This is a genomic window from Brucella tritici (assembly GCF_008932295.1).
GTDB lineage: Bacteria > Pseudomonadota > Alphaproteobacteria > Rhizobiales > Rhizobiaceae > Brucella > Brucella tritici.
Genome location: NZ_WBWA01000041.1, coordinates 1 through 21540, shown reverse-complemented (window position 1 = coordinate 21540; position 21540 = coordinate 1). Strand labels below are relative to the sequence as shown.

Here is a 21540-nt window from a genome sequence, read left to right as displayed (position 1 = left end):
GCGGCGGTGGTGGCGGCGGAAATTTCCGAATAATATCAAATATTCGCATCCAACAACTCCCGAACTGTGGATCCAGACCGTTTGCGCGTCACTTCCGGTACCCCTGACCGGATCGGTCTGGAACGGGCAAGGCGCAAAAGCATCCAGCATCAGTATTCTTCAGAAAATATGGTAAGGCGGCGCAGCCAGACTGCAAAATCCACTTGGAATTCCGGTTCAATCCGTTGATTCCAAACAGAATATTTTTACGCACCGTTACAAGCCGAAGACGAGGCAGCGAAAACAGGATCAGGCTGCCTGAACAGGCGGCTGCATCGGGCTAGTAATAGTTGAAGACCAGACTTCCAAAGGCCTTTACGAACTCAAAAGCCGTATCATCTCATGTGTTCCCCTGCTTACCATGAGTTCCCTGGTTCTGGCGGCACTGGCCACTGTGGACCGCCCGGAATCCGAGGCATTGAGACGGCGCCATCGAAACGATTGTTACCGGCTAAACCTGATTGAGCGCAACAAGATGGGGCACAACCAAAGGAAAGAAATCGCTGTGCACGTACTGCCCGAGGGTCGAACGATCATACATCGTATCGACCAGGCCGATATCCCTTATAACAGGTATCTGCATGCGACGTGCAGCATTCTCCAGTTGCAGGGCGTCCTCGCCAGACGCTTTCCCGGCTATCATTGGCATCGGCGTTTCGTCCCTGACGAAGCGAATGGCGATCGCCCGCCTGTTTCCTGCGAAGACCAGTGTCGGACCAGCTTTTGCACTTTGATAGGGAACAGAAACTGCTTCCTGTCGCAAGCGATTGAATTCACGTCGAATATAGGGATCACCTTCGATATCGCGGTGCTCACGCTTATATTCACTGCGGGTCATTTTCATGTCGCGACCAAAAAGCCACCTCTGGACAGGAATATCGGCCAGCCCGAGAATAACAAAGCTTAGCGCTCCAGTCACTGCAAATGCAACCAGCGCACTGAATGCCACGGGGGCCAGGCAGCCAGGCGCACACACCGGCGCCTGAAAGATTGGCGACAGCCAGCCGGCTCCGATGGCAATGAAAATCGATGAAAGTGCTGCAACCTTGATCACCCCCTTGAGGAACTCCATGAGATTGCGCAAGGATGCAAGTCGTCGGAACCCTGTTATCGGGCTCAGTTGGCTGAACTGGGGTTTCATCGGTTCGCCGGAAAAAATCAATCCCTTCATCATAATTATGGCTGTGGGGACGAGAGACAGGAACATCATCGCCAGAGCAGCCCCCATGATGGTAAGGAATAACCAGAACACCATCATCATCGCCTGCCTGGCCAGCAACTCGAACGGTTGGCTGCCCGCCAGAGTGACGGTATCGATTAGTTCGATAAAACGTGAATAGAACCAGCCACGAAAGAAATAAAAAAGACCGAGTACCGCTATAAAGGATACAGCGCTCAACAGATCACGGCTGCTGGCTACCTGGCCCCGCTTTCGAGCGTCCCGGAGTTTCTTGGCTGACGCCGGAAAACGTTTTTCTTCGCTATCTTTGTCGGCCATAGTTTATCGCTTCTGCAGGATCCCACCGGAAGCGGGTAAAATGAGCGTGCTATTGCGTTTGCGGTTCACGGTCCTGGGGTTGTTCGGGAGCTTCCTCTGTTCCATAGATATACCGGCGCGCCGCTCGCACCGAAGGTGCGGAAGGCGGAGGGCCCATCCGGCGCCCTTCGATCAGATCTTTTTCGCTTTCGACCATGAGCTGAAGATTATAGGCATTTGCACAGCCTGGAGGTAAATGCGGTCCGACCTGCGAAACTTTCATAAACCGGGTGCCAGCTGACGTTGGTTCCTGGTCGGCCGGTGGTGTCAGGCAAGCATTAGGAACCAGAACGGAACCCTGAACGCCCTTGGCACCATCGCTCTGACCTGTTGGAACATAACTGTAGTCGTTTGAATGATCCGGTTCTGGTGCGGGTGTGGCGCACGCTGAAAGAAGGATAATCGGGAGAATCCTGCCAAGACCGTTTATATGAAAAGCCATCGGCGTCCTCCTCACTTTATGATCAATCCCATGGATGGGGCATTCTTGTTCCGCTGCGGCTTTTTTCGTGCGGGACGGTCGACTGGCGTTGCAAGATTGCGGCTGCTGACGGGATTAACAATGTAGGGCGTGATCAGGACCACCAGTTCGGTCTCGCGTTTCTGAAACCTCTCTGACCTGAACAAGTTTCCAAGGATCGGTGTATCTCCGAGGACTGGAACTTTCTCCAGATTGCGTGTCATGTTTTGCTGAAACAGTCCCGCAAGCGCGAAAGTCTGTCCGCTCCCGACTTCAACAGTGGTATCAACTCTGCGGACAACGAAACTTGGATAACTGAACCCGTCCGAACCTGCAGATGCATTGATACTGGAGATTTCGCTGACCTCTGGCTTGACATGCATGGCAATACGGTTCTTGCCGATAACTGTCGGAGTAAAGTTCAATGAAACCCCGAAGGGCTTGTACTCGACAGTGTAGACGCCTTGGCCCTGGGGCACCTGGATAGGAATTTCGCCGCCCGCGAGGAAGTTTGCGGGCTGTCCGCTGACGGCAGTCAGATTTGGTTCTGCGAGTATCTTCACCAGCCCATTGCGTTTGAGGGCTTCGATGACGACGTCAAATTTGAAGCCTCCTGATGTCGATCCCCCGGCTCCCAGATTGCCACCGCCATCCGGGACAGCGTTATTACCGAATATTCCCAGCTTGAGACCGTTCGATTCATATCCGAACTCCCAGTCGATGCCGTAAGATTGCAGCTCGCTGCGCGCTACTTCTGCAAAACGTACGCGAATATTGACTTGTTGTGATCCTCCTCCAAGGGTCGAATTGTTGATCGGGGGCTGGTCGGGAAGCGAAAAGCTGCGCGCAACATTTTCCGTTGCCAGAGCGTCATCGATATTACCAGCCTGGCCATCTACGATTAATTGATTGCCGCTGAAGGTCAGATTAGTCGTTGAGGTGGGAGCTGCTGCCTGGTTCGCACGGTTGGCTGCCCGGGCATTGTTGGCCACAACAATCTGGGTCGCCGCCTGTATCTTGCGTGCCCGGGTCATGGCTATGAGATTGGTCGCGCCGGGCTTTATACCATAAACATAGACAACATCGGGGGCCACTACCTGCAGTTCTGCAATGGTTGAATCGGCCATGAAAACAGATTCTACTGGTTCGTTAAACCGTATGATCCGTCCCTGTCCGACAGGCAGATCGATAGCAGTCTGCCCCGAAAGACGTAATGCGTCCTGGGCGTTCGCCGCAAAGCAAAGCAATAGAAAAAGCGCACCAGCGAACGCCAGAATACGGCAACATGCCTGCCAGAAAACATATCCAGGACATGGCTGTCGTAATGCGAAATCATCCATGTTTTATTGTTCCCACTCTTATTGTCTCACGCCTCTTGTGAGTGACTGACGTCTTGCTGACCATTGGTCAGCCTCGCCTGCACGCGGTTCCCGGATCCTGATCCTGTCACTGTCCCCAACGGCTGTACGTTGAATTCAAACGCCAGCTCCTGATAGGACAATACCGGGATGTCGACGCCGTGATGGATGAGCAGGGCACGCAGGTGCGGGCGAATATCCGCAGCCGTAATAACAACGGGCGGGGTATTGGCCGCGGATCGTGCGGTTAACTGCTTGATTTGCTGTGCGACACTGCGAAGTGCTTCGTCAGACAAGTCGAGTACTGCGCCTGTATTCGCATGGCGTAGTGCACTTCGTACGTCGTGTTCTGCGGAGCGTTCAAGGATGAACGCAGCAATAACATTGTTGTCGTCGGCCGCACGGAAACTGATCTGTCTCTTTAAAGCCATGCGTACCTTTTCATGGAGTACGTGCGTTTCATCGTTTCCCGCCTCGACCAGAGCCTCAAGGATGACGCGCAGATTGCGTATCGTCACACCCTCCGCGACAAGCATTCGCAGAACCTCCAGCATTTTCGTCGTCGGTATGACTTCTTTTGCCTGCGACACGAGCTCTGAAGAGGTTTTGCCCAGATCCTGCAGGAGACGGTTGGTCTCCTGGATGCCGATGAAATGCTGGGAATACATCCTGAATACAAAACCCAGCAGAGGTACTGTGATATTTCCCGGCGGCTGAAAAGGAATATTTGCTTCGCTAAGAACGGCCTGCTGGTCCCCTGCGACCAGAAACATCCGTGTGTGACCTTGAATCCTTATCAAATCGTCAACGGAAATTCCTGCCAGTTCGAGATGAGCCGGATCTTCTTCGACGAGAACGCAGCCAGGCGGTATTTCCATTTCAAGTACTGGCACATCATCGAGATCGATACGCAACAGGCGCGGTTTGAGTGTCCTGTCGACGAGACGCGGAACCGGAGGCACGTCGATACCAAGCTCGGTGCCGATAACGCTGCGTGCTTCGTTCTGCGACAGTTGCAGCAAATCGGCGGGCAGATCCGCTGCCAGCTCGGTGCCAATTCGTACGACGAGCGGGGAATCGTAAGCGATTGCACGCTCTTCCACTTCGTGATCGTCGGACAATTGCTGCAGTTGTACCGTTTCGCGGATTGACGGGTGTCCGTCGGCTTGATTGCGACGCATGGCGTATCCGGCAACGCCCAGAATAAGACCGAGTATGATAAATACCGGCATGGGGAAGCCTGGAACGATCGCCAGAACGAACATGATTATACTGGCCATTATGAGGCTTCGCGAATTGCGCAGAAGCTGCGAGGTAATCTGGCGTCCCAGATCACTACCGTTTTCTGCGCTCGCGACGCGCGTAACCATTGTGCCAGCTGCAACGGCAACCAGAAGCGCTGGAATCTGGGCAACGAGGCCGTCTCCAACTGAAAGCAGGGAATACGTCATCCCGGCTTCTGCAAATCCCATTTCGTGCTGCAAAATTCCAACTGCCAGACCACCGATAAGGTTGACGAAAATAAAAACCATTCCGGCAAGTACGTCGCCTTTGACGAATTTCATGGCACCGTCCATGGCACCGAAGAACTGGCTTTCCTGTTCAAGTGTCTGGCGCATCGCGCGCGCCTGGGCCTGATCGATGTCACCGTTGCGCAATTCGGCATCGATGCTCATCTGTTTTCCGGGCAAGGCATCCAGCGTGAAACGTGCCGCTACCTCGGCGACCCGTTCCGCACCCTTGGCAATTACCACAAACTGCGCAATCGTGATGATGAAGAATATGATCAGTCCGACAGCAATACTTCCGCCCACCACGAAGTTTCCGAAAGCCGTAACGATTTCACCCGCGTCTGCCTGGAGAAGAATGAGGCGGGTCGTCGTTATGGTAATCGCCAGTCGAAAAAGGGTTGCGATCAGGATCGCGGAAGGCAACGCGGAAAATTGCAGGGGCGAAGTCGCATAAAGGGAACTGAGCAGGATGAGGACGCTGAACGCGATGTTGAGAGTGATGAGCCCGTCAACAGCCCATGTGGGCAGTGGAATAACCATCATGCTGACGGCTACCAGAACCAGCACGGCGACAACGATATCGCTGGTGTTTCTTGCCCGGGCGAGGAAACGGGTTAAAGTGTTCATCATGTCCCGATCTCTGCCCGCATTTTCACAAACCGGTTAAACGCCTGCCGGGCCTCTTCCTGACGGCCAGCCACATGCAACGCCCGGCTTTTTAACAGATGAAGCGCCGGGTTCCCTCTATCACCCAGTACCTCCAGCCGCGCTATTGTTTCGAGTGCCTTGTCGGCTTCACCATCCAGCGTGAGAAGGTGGCTGAGCGTCCGAAGAACCCGGATATCGTTCGGGGATAGTTGGGCGGCAATCAAAAGATAGGCCGCCCCTCGTTTGGCTTGTCCGTGACATCCGTAGACGTAGCCAAGCAAATGGAGCAGCTGAACCGTGTCATGAGGATCTGTCAGTGCCAGTCTCCTCGCGCAACCGTTCGGAAAAACTCTTATGGCGACTGATTTCATCATCAATCAGGGCTACTGTGAGCGAGCGTAGATTTCCGTTTTGCTCCAATGGCGTCAGATCGCCATCGATGTATTCGCCGAGCAGTTGCACTGCCTGGCGGATGATCGAAACGTCGGCAATATGCGGGCGCACAAATTCGTTGAGAATTTCGTTGAGCGTGTCGCTGTTGGTCAGCGATGTGAAAGTCAATCCAGGCTGTGTCGCTTCGCTGGCGTCGGTCTGTGTTGTACCTTGTGCGGTTCTGCGCTTGCGAAGCGCATCAATTGCCTTCAGATCCTGGCGTTCGACCGCTTTACCCTGAACTGCCGGGGACCGCCCGATATTCCGGATATCACCTGGTGAGGTTGGATCAAGGCGGATAGCCTCCGTACGTCGCGTCATCGGTAGTTCAGAGCAATAGTTGCCCCCTCCTTACTGAGGTGAAGCGACTTCTCGCCAATTTTGCTGATCATCCAGCCATCATCTACGTATGCACCCTCATGATATCGTGCGCCGTCTCCCGCAAGCACATATGAATTGGGTCCGAACCATATGGCTTGCAGCGCGAGGCGCGGAGGCGCGCCAACACCGCTAACGGTAACGTTGGAAGTCAGCACGATCTTGTCACCGTAGGTGCGATCGAACCAGGACTGTATATCCAGCCAGGCTTCGCTTTTCTCCTTGGCAAGGGCGCCCGAAGCCACAAGGCGGTTTTTCTCGACAGCCAAAGTTACCCCGCTGATGCCTGCCTGGTCCAGTTGCGCAGTAAGGATGCCACGGGCCATGGTCGGAGTTTCCGCCGTGTTTTGCGTAGCAACCTGCACAGTATTGGCGGTGTCAGTATCCAGACGGGCACCAACCGGGGCGCTCATCAGCGCATGTGCAGCCAGCGATACGAACACGCCAACACAACAGACCACCGCAGCAACGGCAGTCGTCGGACGTCTGAAAAAGCTTTTCGGTTCGGGTTGGGAAGGAGCGCAGATTACCATCCGGGCGCTACCGACGACGATATTAACGGGTAGTCGGGTCCTATACCCGTGCCCTTCGGAAACATGGTGGCTGTCTACTTCAACATGACCACCGACAGCTTCTATTTCGATGCGGCGACCAGCGGGCCGCAACAACACATGGCGCGGGGCGATCCCGGCGTCCTTCAGAACAATATCAGCTTCAGCGTCGGAACCGATGACGTGAGCCGAACCATCCAGCGAGATGGTTGCGCCTCGGTGCAATCCTGCAGCGACGCTCAGTCGAACATTTCCATCCGCAAAGCCGTTACGCCATTTTTCCAGTATAACGGGCAGGGCGTGCATCGGCTTGTTATCCTCCCGGCAAAATTACCCGGCCGACCATCCGGCCGGGCAGAATTGTGTCAGGACACGCTTGTATTAGCGACCGGACTGGCCGACCGCATCTGCTACACGGTTGCGTGACTGAGCTTGGGCCTTGTCAGTTTCGACCTGAAGATTGAACTTGGTCATTGCCAGCTGAAAGGCTTTCTGTTCCTGCCAGAAATTCTTCAGTTCGTTCACATTCCCGCCGGAATCGTCTACTTTGTCCACAGGGGTCTCCTTGAGTTCGAACTTCGTGCCCGACGGTAAGCGCCGGGCTGGTTCTCATGTGCATTGCGATACTAGCTTGTGGTTCGAAGTTCAGAAAATCCATTTGGTTCAGCGTTGCTCAGGTTTGCTGGCGGCGTTAGAAGGCCATGCGTTTCACGAACATTGCGGTGTGGCGGTCCTGGGGTGCTGGTAAGTATAATTTCAATCAATCAGGTCGCTTCGGATCTGTAGAAGTTCGCACGCACACTCGTTTCCGGGAGCCCCTTGCCACCGGACCGGATCGCCACCTGCGCATGTATATCGCGTGAGCATGGAACTACAGTTTGGGCCGGGCGTGAGAGAGCCGTCTCATCGCCAAATTCAAGGACGCCCGTAAGGGGCCGTGTCGGAAAGTGACTGAGCAAGCTTCAGGGGTTTAAGCTTCAGCGCTTCTGTGATTCCAATCCGGACGGCTGTATCTGCGAACAGGATCCATGTTTGTTTCTCTGTTCGGTATTACAGGAGGACAACGGCCAGGCTGACAATTAAAGTTCAATCGCAACACGCCGCACGATTTGAGCGCCCAGTTCATGGTGATCGGCATTGAAGTGGGTTCGTCCGGGAATTTCAGCGGCAAACTTCAGTTTAAGCCGGGCGACCACTATATCCGGGGCATGCATGCTCCATCCGTGGAAGCAACACCATCCCTCTGCAACAATCTCGTCCAGTGCCAGTTCAATGTTATCGAGCGGTTGGTTCTTTGCCGCAAGTTCACGATTTCTCAGTGCAAAGGCGATGACATCCTCACCGAGCAGGGTTTGAAGGCGGATCGCGTGTTTTTTGTCAATAATACCAGCAATTGCATTCGCCCGAAAAACGGCGCCGCTGCGCAGGATAAGCTCACCGAACCGGGTAGAGGGAGTTAGCGCAACTGCCCGGTCTTCCTCTCCTGCCGGATCGATTGCCGGGGAGGGTAGTTCATAATGCTCAATCAGCCGTTGCGACAAGCGCGGTCGCAGGCGATCGCTTCTTAAAAGCAGGTCGCACTGTGCAAGCGAAATTCGATTGTCAAAGCACGCGGAGAGTTTCTCGGGCACGACATAGTCGGCAGGCTGGTCAAGAAAGCTGCGCCATGCGGTGTCTGTCTCATCCATTTGGTGAAGCCGTTCTCCTGGATGGTGGCAGGGCTTCTCCGATCCTGTACTGGCCATTTCTGCGTCGGCTGGTCAGCAGGAATATCCAGACAGCAAGTCCGGATATGATCGCTGCGAGGCCGCCGACAAGCCAGATCGCCGGCATCACGCTGTCGGGGTGTAACCACAGGCCAAGGAAGGATGTATAACCCTGGACATCTCCATTTGCCTCTGCTGGTGCCGTGACGGGAACCAGAACAACTGAAACCTTGTCATAGGATAGTCCCGCGACGCCGTTGGCAACCAGCATCTTCACCTGAGGGATCAAACTGTTCATCGGGACGGTTGTCTTGTGCCGGATAAAGACTGAAGCGGAGGATGGCACCAAATTTTGACGAAGGGGATCGTTTTCGGGCAGCACCAGATGTACACGTGCCGAAAGCACACCATCGATATCCAGGATCGTCTTCGAAAGTTCCTGGCTCAGTCCGTAGATCATACGGGCCTTTTCCTGCACCGGCGAGGAGATAAGGCCATCATTCTTGAATACGTCACCAAGGCTTTCGAAACTTTGCTTGGGAAGTCCATTCTCGTTGAGAATGGACATGGCATCAGCAAATCGGTCTTTCGGAACAGAAACGGTTATCTTTCCACTTTTACTGCTTTCCCGCTGCGCGGGTATGCCTTTGCGAGCAAGTGCGGCCACCACTTCGTTTGCCTGCCGTTGGTCGAGATCGGTATAAAGCTCGACCGTACAGGCCTGCAGTATCAGAAGTGACACGACGACGAACAGGGCGCGAACCCTTGAAGAAGTCATGGGCGTGTTCAAACCGTTCGCCTCGACTGAATTGATAAGTGCATGCTGTCCGCCTATTGTTGCTTTACCAGGGTGTTGACCGACGTGGAGGCAGCGGCGACGCTACTCGTCGCCAGTGAGGCACTGAAACTGGCCCAGGAGATGGAAACGTAACGATCCAGAACGTCATCCATACTTGCCAGTCCCTTTTCGTCACCGGGATTTTCATGAGCCTCTTGCGGGGTTGAGCTGCGGGAGGCGTCTGATGTCTGTTTTGCCTGCGCACCATTTTTTCCGGCAAGCACGCTCTGGGCGTTTTCAACAATACCGACAAAGGATTTAACGCCGGAGCTTATAAAAGAATTGGGTGACAGTGACCGCCCATCAGAGCCTGCCTTGTCGAGATAATCCAGCAATGGCGCGGTTTTGACGTTAGCTGATTCATCCAGCTTCGATGACCGGTTGTCTGTCCCGTGATTTTGCAAAGTCTTGGCACCGGTTGCAGCCGGATCGGCCTGTGTGACCTGCGTTGTCTGCGTTTCTGCAATTTTCTGAGCTGCCATGCTGGCCTGCTGTTCTTTTACCCGCAGAGCTGTTTCCGCTTCAGTAAGCCCGGCAGGCGAAGCGGCGGCTACGTTTGAAACGGGATTGGTAATCGTCAGAAGCTGGGTCGAAATCAATCCGGATGCGATGGGTGCGACTTGCATTACGTGCTCCTTAATTGACTTTTTCCACTGTCGGCGATCCAACGTCGACTGATTGTGCCTGGGTTTGCCGCCCGCGAAACACACGGACGTTTGCGGGACCATCTGACACAGTTTCTACGGTCGTAAATGTTCCAACAGTCTCTTTGACAAGCGCGATATAGGCGGGAGGGCCTGAGATTGATGCAGCCTTTTGTTCCCGGTCAATCCGAACGGGGAAACGCGGATCCATAAGACCGAGGCTGTCAAGTCGCTGGCTGATACCATCAAGCGCCTTGTCGTCAAGGGTCAAAATTTCGGTGCGGTTTTCGGTTTCATTGCTGATGTGTAGTGTAGCGCCGTCAAAATACCATACGAGACCGTAACGGTTACACACCCACTCGAGGAACTCCTTTGCGTTACCTTGTGGAACATTCGCGGTAACTCGTCCCCTGATTTCCGGGCTCATCTGGATGGAGATCCCGATATTCCGACCGAACTCGGTCAGCGTGTCCCGCACCGACTGGTCGAGAACCATATACTTGTAAGGCCCCGCGGGCCATCTCGGTTCAGCTGCCCACCCTGAACCAGCGGATGTGAAAACAAGTGCAAAAGCAATCCCTAAGGCGGACATGGTCTCCGACCGGCGTTGCCGAAGGCGATTTCGGTCAGCTTTGAGCATCTATACACACCAGATTGAGCTGGGATTATTCATTGATGGAGGATACCGGCTCAACCGTGCAACGGAAAATCCAAATGGAACGGGGGATCCGTGAAAACTGGATTATTGATCGAAAGGTTGTTCGCAGACGGCTCCGGGAGAATGGTGTGGCGAGAAGAGACAATGGCGTTTTCCAACGCGATGCCCGAAGGTGCGAAGCTGTAATCGTTTCTGCGATCATCCTCACGATTATGGCTGTGACCCCGCTGCGGGCACAAACCGGGGGATATGACCCAAGAACCTGGATATTTGAAGAAGAAGCCAATGTACTGCTGGCACCTGGTGACACTATGTCTCCGGACAATCCCGGGTCTGCTGACCGTCACAGGGAGCCCATACCGAAGCGGGTTGTAAACTACTCGGGGTCCGAGCCGACCGGCACCATAATCGTGAATACAACCGCAAAGCGGCTCGATCTCGTTCTGGGAGGCGGAAAGGCCATGCGATATTCCGTGGGAGTGGGGCGCGAAGGCCTGAGCTGGTCGGGGCGTGACCGGGTGTCGGCCAAAAAACACTGGCCTGATTGGCGGCCGCCGGCTGAGATGCGAGACCGCGAGAAACTGAAAGGACGCTCATTACCTGCCTTTGTTCCAGGCGGACACAACAATCCTCTCGGTGCACGGGCTCTTTATATTGGGTCCACCCTTTATAGAATTCATGGAACAAATCAGCCGTGGACCGTGGGCACTGCAACGTCTTCAGGGTGTATTCGTTTGACCAACGAAGACATTGTAGATCTGTATGAGCGCGTACCGGTTGGTGTCGGGGTCATCGTAGAGAATTAAGTGTTCAGGCGAAAAAATGGACGTCGCAGGATGCGACGGGAAAAGAGGGGAAGATGCGGTATAGATTAGCGGTGGCCTTCGGTGCCCTCTTGCTTACAACCGGTTGTCAGACGATGGGTGAAAAAACCGCAAGTAAAAAGCCGGAGCCGACGTCTCAGTCGGAGCGACTGGCAAAACTGGCCAAAGACATAGAGGGGCGCGGAGAATCTGACACTGCATTGCCTCTTTATGCCCGTGCCGCCGCGATGCCCGAGGCAAGCGCGGCAATCATGGTACAAGCCGGCGATGCCTACTCACGTGCGGGGCAACCTGAAGAGGCGATCAATGCATATAAAGCGGCACTGGCCAAATCGCCTGAAAATGGCCCGGCGTTGCTGGGAATGGGGACAGCGCTCATTCAGATCGGTGATTTGTCGGCTGGCGTCAGTGCCCTGACTACTGCTGCACCGGTGGTTGGCACTAGTAGTGCCTATAATCGTCTCGGCGTGGCTCTGACTATGACAGGGCAAACGCAGGACGCTGTCGCTGCTTATCAAAAAGCGCTGAGCATGGCGCCCGGAGATGTCGATATTCAGTCGAACCTGGCACTGGCTGCCGCTTTGCAGGGCGATGCGTCGGCGGTGGAACAGGCAGCACAGAAAGTAGAAGCCTCCGGAACAGCCGAGCTGCATCACAAACGCAATATAGTGCTTGCCTACGGTCTGATCGGGCATGATCAGCAGGTACGTTCCTCTACCCCTGCTGGTTTGACCAGCGGTGAAGTCGACAGGATCCTCAAACTGGCGGCAAAAGCACGATCGAAAGGATCAGTGACGGCCAAGGCAGCAGCGCTACAAGACGTCATGAGCGGATGAATGCATTTTGCGATGATCCGGCCCGGTGAGCCTGTCGGGTTCCGATTGGTCAGCTACATGTCAGCATAGTTTATATAATCCACTGAATCCACAGCTCAAATTCGATGTTTGACTGGTCTGCCTGACTGGTGTTACGAACGTGTCTTCTTGCCCGATTGGGACAGGGAATACGCGGCGTGGGGAACGATTCGGAGGCTAGGGAGAGCCGCATGAGTTTTATCGCTGCATATTTGTTTGAGGGACGGCAGTACCGGTCTGCGCAGGCTTTGACCTTTCTTTTTTGCACGTGCACAGTGCGGGGAAGGCTGCCTTTGGGCATGGCATATCTGCTGCGAACGGACGCGGTTCGTCCGTGACTTCTTCCGACCGTCGCCCAGTTGAAATGCGTGACATGGCGGGTGAAATTCTCACCTTGCTGCGTAGTCAGCTCAATGAGATGACGCCGCAGGTTCAGACTGCCGCAAGATTTATCCTAGAACGACCGCAAGACGTGATGCTCCTGTCTATGCGCGAACTGGCAAGCGCAGCCGGTGTTTCGCATTCCACAATAATGCGGTTGTCGGAATGGTTGGGGCTTGATGGGTATACAGCGCTTCGCCAGATCTTCATCAGTTCATTCCGGGAAGGAGTGGTTGTTGCAACCACGGATTCGGGTGCGCCGGAGAAATCGGGCGAGGAGGGAAAGGCTCCGGCGCTGATCGCATCTTCCATAAAGGATCTGGCAGCTGACAAGGCTCAGTCGCAACTTGCCGAGGCAACAGGCCAGCTGATGAAGGCAAGAAAAATTGTCGTTGTTGGCTCTGCTCAGGAAACTCCCGTGATCGGCCATGCTCGGCAGCTTTTTCAGGCACTTGGTTCCCGGGTACAAACACCTGACCAGTTTCAGGCCGCAGATGCGACTGAAGACGGTGTCTGTCTGCTGGTAATCTCGCTGCGTCCGCATGGACCCAAGCCAAAAGATGCTGTTCGTCTGGCAAGGAGGCTTGGTGTTCCCTCGCTCGCTATAACTGACAGTCCGAATGCGCTGGTCGCGAAAATGGCCGATATATCAGTCATTTTTCGTCCCGCGTCGATAGCGCTTAATATTCCCAGTTTGACGCCCGCAATCGCCGCCATTGAAGCAATCACATCAATCTGGCAGCGAAATGCAGGGTAACTGTCACACTTACAATGCAATACCAGGATCAACCATCAGTGACGCAATGATTTCTACTGACGCGATTGTTGCTGCAAGCATTGGTGTAGATTCCGATACTTGTGAGGGCAGTATGATAGCGTGCGAAAACCGCGCAATAGATGATGCCGGGCAATTGGTAATAGCAACTATTCGTGCTCCACGGCGCCCTGCATATCGCGCGGTGCTTGTGACCTGAGGAATTGAGTTTCCCATGCACACTGCCAGCATCGCATCGCGGGGGCCAAGTGATTTGATTTCGGTGGGAGCACCTGTTGCTGAATCAAATGAAACGGCCTTGCGCCCGATCGCATGCATCAGATCCCCGAAACGGTGAGCTACGGTAAGTTCTGCCTCACTGGTTACGCAGATCACGCGATCTGCGTCGGCCAGTATGGTAGCCGCTTCGCCATAGTGCTGTATCCGGTCCTGCAGACCGCATCGCTCCACCTCGGCGGCCAGCCATTCGAGGTTGTCACTGGACCTTTGCTGTCCCCAATCGGTACCTGCTGAACCTTCCGTTCCAGTCCAGGTGCCTGCTTTTATACCTTCTCTGAAGATCGCACGTAGTGCGTCATAACCATCTAATCCCATCCATTCTGCCAGGCGAACCATCGTAGAGTGAGACACCCCGACCTGTTTGGCTTGTCTGCGCATTGAACTAAGAGCAACATCAACCGGATGTGACAGCACGAAGCGTGCTGCCGTACGTAAACCCTTCGGCATGGTATCCAGTTGTTCGGTCAACCGTTCGCTAAAACGCTGAAAGTCATCGCTGGTAAAGTCAGCGATTTCCTGTTCGATATCCCTCTGGTGTTCGGGCATAGAAAATCGAGCTCCTCCGATTTATGCCCCCTGCCGCTTTGCAACACCTTCATTCCTCCTTGGGTGATATGTTAAAACATCGAGTAGTTTCTATGATCAGAATTGCCATTCAGATGATTGAAGCGCCAATCCGGAATGATCAAATCAGGTAATTCATCGCACATCGACCAGATCCTCCAGAAGGCTGTTAATCTCGCCAAAGAAGGATAACTCTCCCTTCAGATAGGTGAGCAAAAACGCTGCGTAGAGGAGAAGCAGGACCGTAAACGACAATGATTTAACGGCCAGCGACATTGCAAAAATATTAAGATGCGGTGCAGCGCGCGAGACCAGCGCAAGCAAAATATCTGAGAGCAACAGGCCAACAATAAGCGGAAACGCCAGTGCCAGGGCCATGGTTACAATTCGTGTGCAAAGATTCAGGAAAAGCGTAATGCTTTCGGCACGAAAGATCGGGGTGAACTGATCGATCGGCCATATACGATAACTCGTGTAGACAATGTCGAGCATCAGCAACAATCCCCCCAGAGACAGGAAAATCACGATCATGACAATGCTGAAGAGCGTACCGGTAATACTGGTTTCGTGGGTCATCATGGGATCGATCAGTGATCCCATCGTTACACCACGCTGAAGATCAACTATGTCGCCTGCCGCTTCTGCTGCCCAGAACGGCAAGCTCATTACAAAGCCGAGTGTGGCACCGAGAAACATCTCTTTTAAACCCAGTGCTACCATCATTGTCGCATCCATATTCGTCTCCACTACCGTCTTGTAAACAAGCGGCATGAGTGGAATCGACAATGCGATGGCCACACCGTTGCGCAGGAGGCCTGCGATACGTGCGCGTGTGAATAAAGCCATCAGGATCATCAGGCCGACCATACGTGCCATGGCCAAAGCCGCAACCAGGACCAGGACATGAACCTGGTGGACCGCCGAAAATATCCCGCCAACCGATGTCATCGCGTTGCACCGGGGAATTCTTCAAATGCAACCGTTGCCTGGCGTGCGATATCCTGGCCAGCTATTGGTCCAAAAATAAGTATTACGATCAAAATGACGACGATCTTGATGGCCTGAGGCAATGACTGGTCCTGTATCTGTGTCAATGCCTGCAGAAGTCCAACGATCAATCCAACGACCAGTGCAGCTATGATTACCGGTGCTGATGCATAAAGCACTGATAATAATGCATCCTGGACCCTGGTGAGGATTAGATCATCTTTCATAAGGCCTCTTCACGAATAGCTCAGGATAAGACCGTGCATCAGGCGCGACCATCCATCGATTGCAACAAACAGGAAGAGTTTCAGTGGAATAGATATAAGGACCGGTGAAACCATTATCATGCCTAGCGTCATAAGGATATTGGCGACGACCAGATCAATCACCAGGAATGGCAGATAGAGCAGAAGCCCGATCTCGAATGCGCGTGTCAACTCGCTTGCAACAAAAGCGGGTATGAGAATAGACAGATCGTCGTCGCGCACATTGTGTTGCTTGGCATCGGGCCACAACCGCTGCGTTGCACTTTGAAAAAAGCTACGTTCTTCCGGTTTGGTGAAACGCACAAGTTGTCGCTTGATGGGTTCCCGCACGAGCTCGGCGCTTCGTACGATGTCGTCTGCCGTATCGAATTTGGCCTGTCCTTCCACAAGCGTTCGCTGGATTTCTGTCAGCATTGGTGTGGTGACGAACACGGTCAGTACCAGGGCGATTCCGTACAGAACCAGATTTGGTGGCATCTGCTGTATGCCCAGAGCATTACGCACCAGAAACAGCACTACTGATATTTTGAGGAAGCCGGTCATGGTGACCACCGCTAGAGGCAGAAGGCCAACAATTCCTATAACAGCAATGAGGGGAAGGAGATTTTGTTGCGTTTCAATCATTGTCGAAAATATTCACAACGCGAATGCCAAGTTTTTCACCCAGCTTGATGAGTTCACCGTGACCGACACGTTTGCCATTCGCAAAGATAGCCACTCCGCTGTCAACGGGAGCATCAAGCGGGATCAGACTTCCGGTATCGAGACGTTGGATTTCTGCGAGGGGAAGCGCGATACGCCCTGCCTCGAACACGAGTGTAACCGGTATATCGGCCAGGTTTGCAACCCTGTCGTCATCGCTGTTATCCATCGCATGTTCTGTCGCCATGTCGAAATCCCATTCAGATCCGGTTAAAGGGAGGAAGTGATCGTCAATGCGCCAGCCACCATTTACAGCCGAAACGGGAGCAGCCATTCGGTCACCGATCAGACAACAGGACCGGCTTCCATGGAATTCGCTGTCAGCCGGCAGAATGACATCGTCGCGCTCCAGTTCTTTCATCTCGCCGAGCGCAATAGTGGTCGCTCCGTAGAGAATGCGCACTGCAACCGGCACCGATGTTGCAAAAAGGGAGGCTTTGTCGGCTGCGTGATCGAGCAGCTGTGCCAGCCTTTGTGCAAGCTGATCGCTACCGATGGCAAGTGCTACGTCCCTGCCGCAGTCTGATATTGCCGTCACGGTGGGCAGGAGTGAGCCAATGTTTTTAGCGGGAGTACGCCGGACTTCGAGAAACTCAACTGTGCTGTTCAGTTTTTTTTCGATCCAGTTCAATTCCTTATCGAAAAGCGCTTCTAGCAGGAGTGCCTGCTCTGCCGGCTGCAAATTCTGGAAACCTGTCGCTGGGTCAGATCGTTCCAGCCATGCATCAAGTAACACGCCTGGGATATGAAGCGTCGCTGGACCGTGCGGGGTGGTCAGCGTCACAGCGACGTCCTGGTGTATGTCCCGGGGATAGCTGACCGGACCAAATGTAAATACCCGGTCCACTACTGAAAATGAAACGGGCCCCCGTCGCCGATTGAGTGCGTTAACCGCGTCGATATGCTGGACGGGTATTTCAGGCAAGTGCAAAGGCTCAACGACCGGGCGCGACTTGTTGCCGATACGTTTGGTGGTTCGCCGCGGGCTTGCCCCTTGTTTTCTGTTTGCCAGCACTGCGACCATTCAGACGGACCATCCGTCAATATCAGCGGACTTGTTCAGTTGATCGATCAGCTCCTCGAGTTTCATTTTTGAAGCCTGCACCTTTCTGAACCGGTCCTGCTCGTCATCCAGTTTTCCATTCGCCTGATCGAGGGATGATTGTGCTGCAGCTTCTTCATTTCTGTGGTCTGCTCCGACTGCTGCGGTACGTTGCTGAAAAGCTTCCAGATAATGCAGAGAGGACATGGTTATCGTTTTACCGGCCATCGTTGCCAGTATCTCTTTCTCGATCATTGCAGCTTCGGCACTGTGTTTGAGGCGAAGTTCCGCTTTTTCGCGCGTGTCGGCTTCCGCTTGACGGGCAAGATTCCGTGCGCGCGCAAGATGGCTCCCGGCCCTGGTTTCACGGAACTGGCGAATCTCGCGCAGATGTTTGAGAATGGCCTTGTTTTTTGCCTGGTTCAATTCGTTAACCCTCGCATCAGACGCAAGGTCTCTTCTATTGGCGCACGCATTGGTTGTTTTTGCTGGAGGAAGTCGTTGATCCTGTCGATCTTTGCAATGGCTTCGTCGGTTAGTGCATCAGCGCCATGTTCGTATTCGCCGATACGTACGAGGAGCTCCGTCTCCTGGTATCTTGCAAGCAGCCGCCTGATCTGCGCTGCCGCAGCACGATGCTCATCGTCAATGACGTTCGACATCAGTCGACTGTTGGAGCGCACGACGTCGATCGCGGGAAAATGGTTGCGCTGTGCAAGATCTGCAGAAAGAAAGATGTGGCCATCAAGCAAGGCCTGGACTTCTTCAACGACAGGGTCCTGATTACCGTCGCCCTCCATGAGTACGTTATAAAGTCCGGTAATCGAGCCGCTCGATCCGGGGCCGGCCCGTTCAAGCAAGCGAGGCAGCGCAGCAAAGAAAGAGGGCGGGAAACCACGTCTCGTGGGCGGTTCTCCGGCAGCCAGTCCAATCTCACGCTGGGCTCGCGCAAAGCGTGTGATGTTGTCGACCGCCAGCAGAACATGTTTGCCCTGGTCGCGGAAATACTCTGCGATTGTTGTCGCGGTATGGGCTGCCTTGACGCGTTCTATACCAGGTCGATCAGATGTCGCTGCGACCACCACGCAACGCTGTCGTGATACTGTACCAAGATGATGCTCCATGAATTCGCGCACTTCCCGGCCACGTTCACCGATGAGCGCGACGACAGTCACGTCTGCACTGCTGCCTTCAACGATATCCGCCAGAAGGAGTGATTTTCCAACACCTGGTGCGCCAAACAGACCGATGCGCTGACCCTTCGCACACGTGAGCATTCCGTCGATTGCCCGCACACCGAAGTGGATGGGTTCCGATATGAGCTTCCTTTGCATAGGCTCAGGCGGTTGGGCCATGACGGGATAGGAGTACCAGTCGTTGTCAGGATCCAGCGGTGCGCCATCGATAGGATTTCCCAGAGAATCGATGACCCGACCGAGAAGGCCGGTTCCGACGCGTACTCGTTGTACAGTTCGCGTCGGGATGACCTCCGTGAGATTGGATAAATTCTCGATATCGCCCAAAGGAAGCAGAATTGCAGTGTCGTCCCTTAGTCCGACCACTTCAGCTTTTCCCCGCTGGCCTGATTTGGGATCAACCAGATCGCAGATCTCACCCATGCGTGCTTCGTCAAGCGAGGCGCTGATCATAAGCCCCGTGATCTCGCGCACCCGACCGCGACTGGGCCGTGAAACCCTGTTTTCTGTCAATCCTCCACGCAGTCGAGGGATTATGGAAGCAAGTTTGGTGTCTGTCTCGTTCATCCATGCCCCGTTTCGATAGCCGTTGCATCAACTGTCTGAAGACTGGTGCGTATTGCTTCCAGCTGCACCTTGAGCGTGGCGTCGATCACTGCAAGATCGGAGGAGAGAATGCACGCGTCGACCGACAGTTCAGGGTCACCGTGAATTTCAAGCGGTATCTCTTCGTTTGCCATCAGGTCCGCCAGTTCACGACGCACGGTCTGCTCCATACTCGGGTGAACGGAAATCCTTACGTATTTTGAACGACGCAGATCCATCAATGCCTGACGAGCTGCCCGGGCCAGCAGGTCGCCTGTATCGAATGTACCGAGTACACGCCTGACAATATCGAGAGCGACGCCGGTGATTTCCTTTTCAAGGGAACCAAGATATCGATCAATTCTGGCCGTAGTAGTATGGACCAGCCGTGTTGCTTCTGTCCGACCCTCGCTGTACCCGTCTTCATAGCCCTGTGCGAAACTGTCGCCATAGGCCTTACGTGAAGCTGTTTGCTGGTTCTCTGCTGCAACTTTAGCGCTCTCGAGAAGACTGTAACCTTCCAGCCATACCCGCACCGATGATGCCTTGATAATGCGTCCAGTCGGGCGATTGGGGAGATTGACGGAATCCGGACGCAAAGTCATCGATAGTCACCGATAATCCGTGCAAGTGCCGGTGACGGACAATTGTCGAAGCAATACGCTTTGTTATGACTTCGTCCAGGTTTCCACATTTGACCGTGCCAGTTTGATTTTCGATCACACGATAGCCCCACAACAGGGTGAGGAAAAATCCAAATGGATCGCCTGCGAAAAAGGGGAAGGCCTGTAAAAAATTATGCCTTTTACTCGCTATGGCGCGTGGGACGAGACAACGATACAACAAGTGTCTTCCCATCCTCTGACCAGGTTTCCTGGCTGTATGTTTGTCCGAATCGGCCGAACATGCCGATTGCCCGGCATGACTATTCGGGCAGATCTGTCGGCAAGAAAATCCACGCCGCAATGCCGACAATCAACATCAGCATACCGCCTGTTCCCACTGCAATATGCAAACCCGTAACAAAAGCTTCCCGGGCCTGTTCAACGGCTTGAGCGGATATACCGGTAAGATTGATAGTTTCGTCGAGAGTGGCGGCAACACCGGGACCGAGAAGTCGAAAGCCGAGCGTAGCCAGGGAGCCGAGGAGAGCTATGCCGAGCGCGTTACCGAGTTCGTTACTGGTTTCCGCAATCGACCCGGCTGCGCCGGCGCGCTGGACGGGAACGGCGGATACTGCGACTTCGGCGACGAGACTGAATGACAGTCCGTAACCGACACCCGCGACGATCGTCGATACAATGAATGCGACGGCTCCGGTCTGAGTTCCGGTAAACAGTAACATGAAGGCGCCAGCACTGATGAGCAGATGTGTCGAAACGAGGGCGGCCTTCCGGCCGAGAAACTCAACGATTACCGCAGTGCCTATGCAAGTTGCGGTGAGGACGAGGGCCCCTGGCAGCATGAGCATCGCTGTTGTCAATACATCGAAGCCGAGTACCGATTGGGGTGTTGTCACGTTAACTGGGCTGCAGTTGCCTGCCTGACGGTTTGGGCGTAAATTTTGGCGATGCAGACATCAGTTATCATCTTCAAGCGTCACCGTTTTCCGCCACAGCTTATTGCTCATGCGGTGTGGCTTTATCTGCGGTTCAACCTTAGTCTGCGTGAAGTTGAGGAAATGCTGCTTGAGCGTGGAATCGACGTATCATACGAGACAGTTCGTCGTTGGATCGCCAAGTTCGGCCCCCAGATCACACGCAACTTGCGGCGGCGTCAGGCGCGCCCCGGCGATATTTGGTATTTGGACGAAGTGGTCGTCAAATGCGCTGGAGAAAAATTCTGGCTTTGGCGTGCGGTGGATCAACATGGCTCCGTTCTCGAAGAAATCTTGCAGAAGCGGCGTGATAAAAGGGCGGCAAAGCGATTGCTTGTGGCGTTAATGAAGCGCTATGGCTTTGCTCCCAAACGGATCATCACCGATAAGCTCCGCTCCTACGGTGCAGCAAAGGCAGAAGTGGCACCCGGCCTTGACCATTGGTCGCACAAGGGCCTCAATAATCGGGCCGAAAATAGCCATCTGCCGTTTAGGAAACGGGAGCGAACCATGCAAGGTCATCGGTCACCTGGAGCGTTGCAACGGTTCGTCTCCATGCACTCAGCGACCCGCAATTGTTTCTCTGTTCCATCTCGTCGCCGAGCCGCACACACAATTCGCTACCATCGCCTCGAAGCTTTCGATGCATGGAAAATTGCGGCCTGTTTCGCCTGAATATCTACGAGCCCCTGGCCTTTCCGGCCAGAGAAACTTAACGTGACAACACC

Annotated in this window: 23 protein-coding genes and 1 pseudogene; 4 read left to right on the top strand and 20 right to left on the bottom strand. The window is 54.1% G+C overall.

Going from position 1 to position 21540, the window contains the following annotated elements; translation table 11 throughout:
• Window positions 1-490: 490 nt before the first annotated feature.
• The 11 genes from F9K91_RS24050 to F9K91_RS24005 all read right to left on the bottom strand — a co-directional run bounded on the left by F9K91_RS24050 (window position 491) and on the right by F9K91_RS24005 (window position 10742).
• Complete coding sequence (locus F9K91_RS24050; RefSeq protein ID WP_151654082.1) at window positions 491-1537, bottom strand: EscU/YscU/HrcU family type III secretion system export apparatus switch protein; 1047 nt, start codon at window positions 1535-1537, stop codon at window positions 491-493.
• A 492-nt stretch (window positions 1538-2029) separates the two neighbouring features.
• On the bottom strand, window positions 2030-3376 hold the full coding sequence (locus F9K91_RS24045) for a type II and III secretion system protein family protein (RefSeq protein WP_151654084.1): 1347 nt from the start codon (window positions 3374-3376) through the stop codon (window positions 2030-2032).
• A gap of 26 nt (window positions 3377-3402) precedes the next feature.
• The gene (gene sctV / locus F9K91_RS24040) at window positions 3403-5535 is read right to left on the bottom strand and encodes a type III secretion system export apparatus subunit SctV (protein ID WP_151654086.1); all 2133 of its coding nucleotides are present in this window, start codon (window positions 5533-5535) and stop codon (window positions 3403-3405) included.
• Entirely contained in the window at window positions 5532-5777 is a 246-nt protein-coding gene (locus F9K91_RS24035; protein ID WP_235913423.1) for a hypothetical protein, read from the bottom strand. The genes sctV and F9K91_RS24035 overlap by 4 nt, the downstream gene beginning before the upstream one ends.
• A 76-nt stretch (window positions 5778-5853) precedes the next feature.
• Window positions 5854-6306, bottom strand: a complete 453-nt coding sequence (locus F9K91_RS24030; RefSeq protein WP_151654088.1) for a RuvC family protein — start codon at window positions 6304-6306, stop codon at window positions 5854-5856.
• On the bottom strand, window positions 6303-7220 hold the full coding sequence (locus F9K91_RS24025; RefSeq protein ID WP_151654090.1) for a SctD/MshK family protein: 918 nt from the start codon (window positions 7218-7220) through the stop codon (window positions 6303-6305). Before F9K91_RS24025 ends, F9K91_RS24030 begins: the two co-directional genes overlap by 4 nt.
• 75 nt (window positions 7221-7295) lie before the next feature.
• Window positions 7296-7469: a hypothetical protein gene (locus F9K91_RS26100; protein WP_167375532.1), complete on the bottom strand. Its 174-nt coding sequence runs from the start codon at window positions 7467-7469 to the stop codon at window positions 7296-7298.
• Between the two features lie 524 nt (window positions 7470-7993).
• A complete protein-coding gene (locus F9K91_RS24020; protein WP_167522277.1) occupies window positions 7994-8602 on the bottom strand; it encodes a SctK family type III secretion system sorting platform protein in 609 nt (202 codons plus the stop codon).
• Entirely contained in the window at window positions 8595-9398 is an 804-nt protein-coding gene (gene sctJ, locus F9K91_RS24015; RefSeq protein ID WP_151654095.1) for a type III secretion system inner membrane ring lipoprotein SctJ, read from the bottom strand. The genes F9K91_RS24020 and sctJ overlap by 8 nt, the downstream gene beginning before the upstream one ends.
• Window positions 9399-9451: 53 nt before the next feature.
• Window positions 9452-10084: a hypothetical protein gene (locus F9K91_RS24010; RefSeq protein ID WP_151654096.1), complete on the bottom strand. Its 633-nt coding sequence runs from the start codon at window positions 10082-10084 to the stop codon at window positions 9452-9454.
• 10 nt (window positions 10085-10094) lie between these two features.
• The gene (locus F9K91_RS24005; RefSeq protein ID WP_151678931.1) at window positions 10095-10742 is read right to left on the bottom strand and encodes a type III secretion protein; all 648 of its coding nucleotides are present in this window, start codon (window positions 10740-10742) and stop codon (window positions 10095-10097) included.
• A 32-nt stretch (window positions 10743-10774) separates the two neighbouring features.
• Here F9K91_RS24005 and F9K91_RS24000 point away from each other — a divergent pair, with 32 nt between their 5' ends.
• From F9K91_RS24000 to F9K91_RS23990, 3 genes are all read left to right on the top strand, one after another.
• On the top strand, window positions 10775-11566 hold the full coding sequence (locus F9K91_RS24000) for a L,D-transpeptidase (protein ID WP_412842203.1): 792 nt from the start codon (window positions 10775-10777) through the stop codon (window positions 11564-11566).
• 113 nt (window positions 11567-11679) lie between these two features.
• A complete protein-coding gene (locus F9K91_RS23995) occupies window positions 11680-12420 on the top strand; it encodes a tetratricopeptide repeat protein (RefSeq protein WP_235913422.1) in 741 nt (246 codons plus the stop codon).
• 352 nt (window positions 12421-12772) lie between these two features.
• Window positions 12773-13576, top strand: a complete 804-nt coding sequence (locus tag F9K91_RS23990) for a MurR/RpiR family transcriptional regulator (RefSeq protein WP_151654100.1) — start codon at window positions 12773-12775, stop codon at window positions 13574-13576.
• 9 nt (window positions 13577-13585) lie between these two features.
• Here the strand turns inward: F9K91_RS23990 and F9K91_RS23985 are convergent, their stop codons facing one another.
• The 9 genes and pseudogenes from F9K91_RS23985 to F9K91_RS23945 form a co-directional block, all read right to left on the bottom strand.
• A complete protein-coding gene (locus tag F9K91_RS23985) occupies window positions 13586-14419 on the bottom strand; it encodes a MurR/RpiR family transcriptional regulator (protein WP_151654101.1) in 834 nt (277 codons plus the stop codon).
• 153 nt (window positions 14420-14572) lie between these two features.
• The gene (gene sctT / locus F9K91_RS23980) at window positions 14573-15385 is read right to left on the bottom strand and encodes a type III secretion system export apparatus subunit SctT (RefSeq protein ID WP_121987391.1); all 813 of its coding nucleotides are present in this window, start codon (window positions 15383-15385) and stop codon (window positions 14573-14575) included.
• Entirely contained in the window at window positions 15382-15651 is a 270-nt protein-coding gene (locus F9K91_RS23975; protein WP_071631597.1) for an EscS/YscS/HrcS family type III secretion system export apparatus protein, read from the bottom strand. Before F9K91_RS23975 ends, sctT begins: the two co-directional genes overlap by 4 nt.
• A 9-nt stretch (window positions 15652-15660) precedes the next feature.
• Window positions 15661-16314 (bottom strand): type III secretion system export apparatus subunit SctR, encoded by a 654-nt coding sequence (gene sctR, locus F9K91_RS23970; RefSeq protein ID WP_071631596.1) that lies wholly within the window; start codon window positions 16312-16314, stop codon window positions 15661-15663.
• The gene (gene sctQ, locus F9K91_RS23965; RefSeq protein ID WP_121987389.1) at window positions 16307-17416 is read right to left on the bottom strand and encodes a type III secretion system cytoplasmic ring protein SctQ; all 1110 of its coding nucleotides are present in this window, start codon (window positions 17414-17416) and stop codon (window positions 16307-16309) included. The genes sctR and sctQ overlap by 8 nt, the downstream gene beginning before the upstream one ends.
• On the bottom strand, window positions 17417-17860 hold the full coding sequence (locus tag F9K91_RS23960; protein ID WP_151654105.1) for a hypothetical protein: 444 nt from the start codon (window positions 17858-17860) through the stop codon (window positions 17417-17419).
• A complete protein-coding gene (locus F9K91_RS23955) occupies window positions 17857-19197 on the bottom strand; it encodes a FliI/YscN family ATPase (protein WP_121987387.1) in 1341 nt (446 codons plus the stop codon). The genes F9K91_RS23960 and F9K91_RS23955 overlap by 4 nt, the downstream gene beginning before the upstream one ends.
• Window positions 19194-19820 (bottom strand): type III secretion system stator protein SctL, encoded by a 627-nt coding sequence (gene sctL / locus F9K91_RS23950; protein ID WP_121987386.1) that lies wholly within the window; start codon window positions 19818-19820, stop codon window positions 19194-19196. Before sctL ends, F9K91_RS23955 begins: the two co-directional genes overlap by 4 nt.
• Window positions 19821-20140: 320 nt before the next feature.
• A pseudogene (locus F9K91_RS23945) lies at window positions 20141-20722 on the bottom strand (MFS transporter); the annotation flags it as partial.
• A gap of 63 nt (window positions 20723-20785) precedes the next feature.
• On the opposite strand from F9K91_RS23945, the gene F9K91_RS23940 reads away from it, so the two are divergent.
• On the top strand, window positions 20786-21487 hold the full coding sequence (locus F9K91_RS23940; protein ID WP_112672602.1) for an IS6 family transposase: 702 nt from the start codon (window positions 20786-20788) through the stop codon (window positions 21485-21487).
• The last annotated feature ends 53 nt before the right edge of the window (window positions 21488-21540 follow it).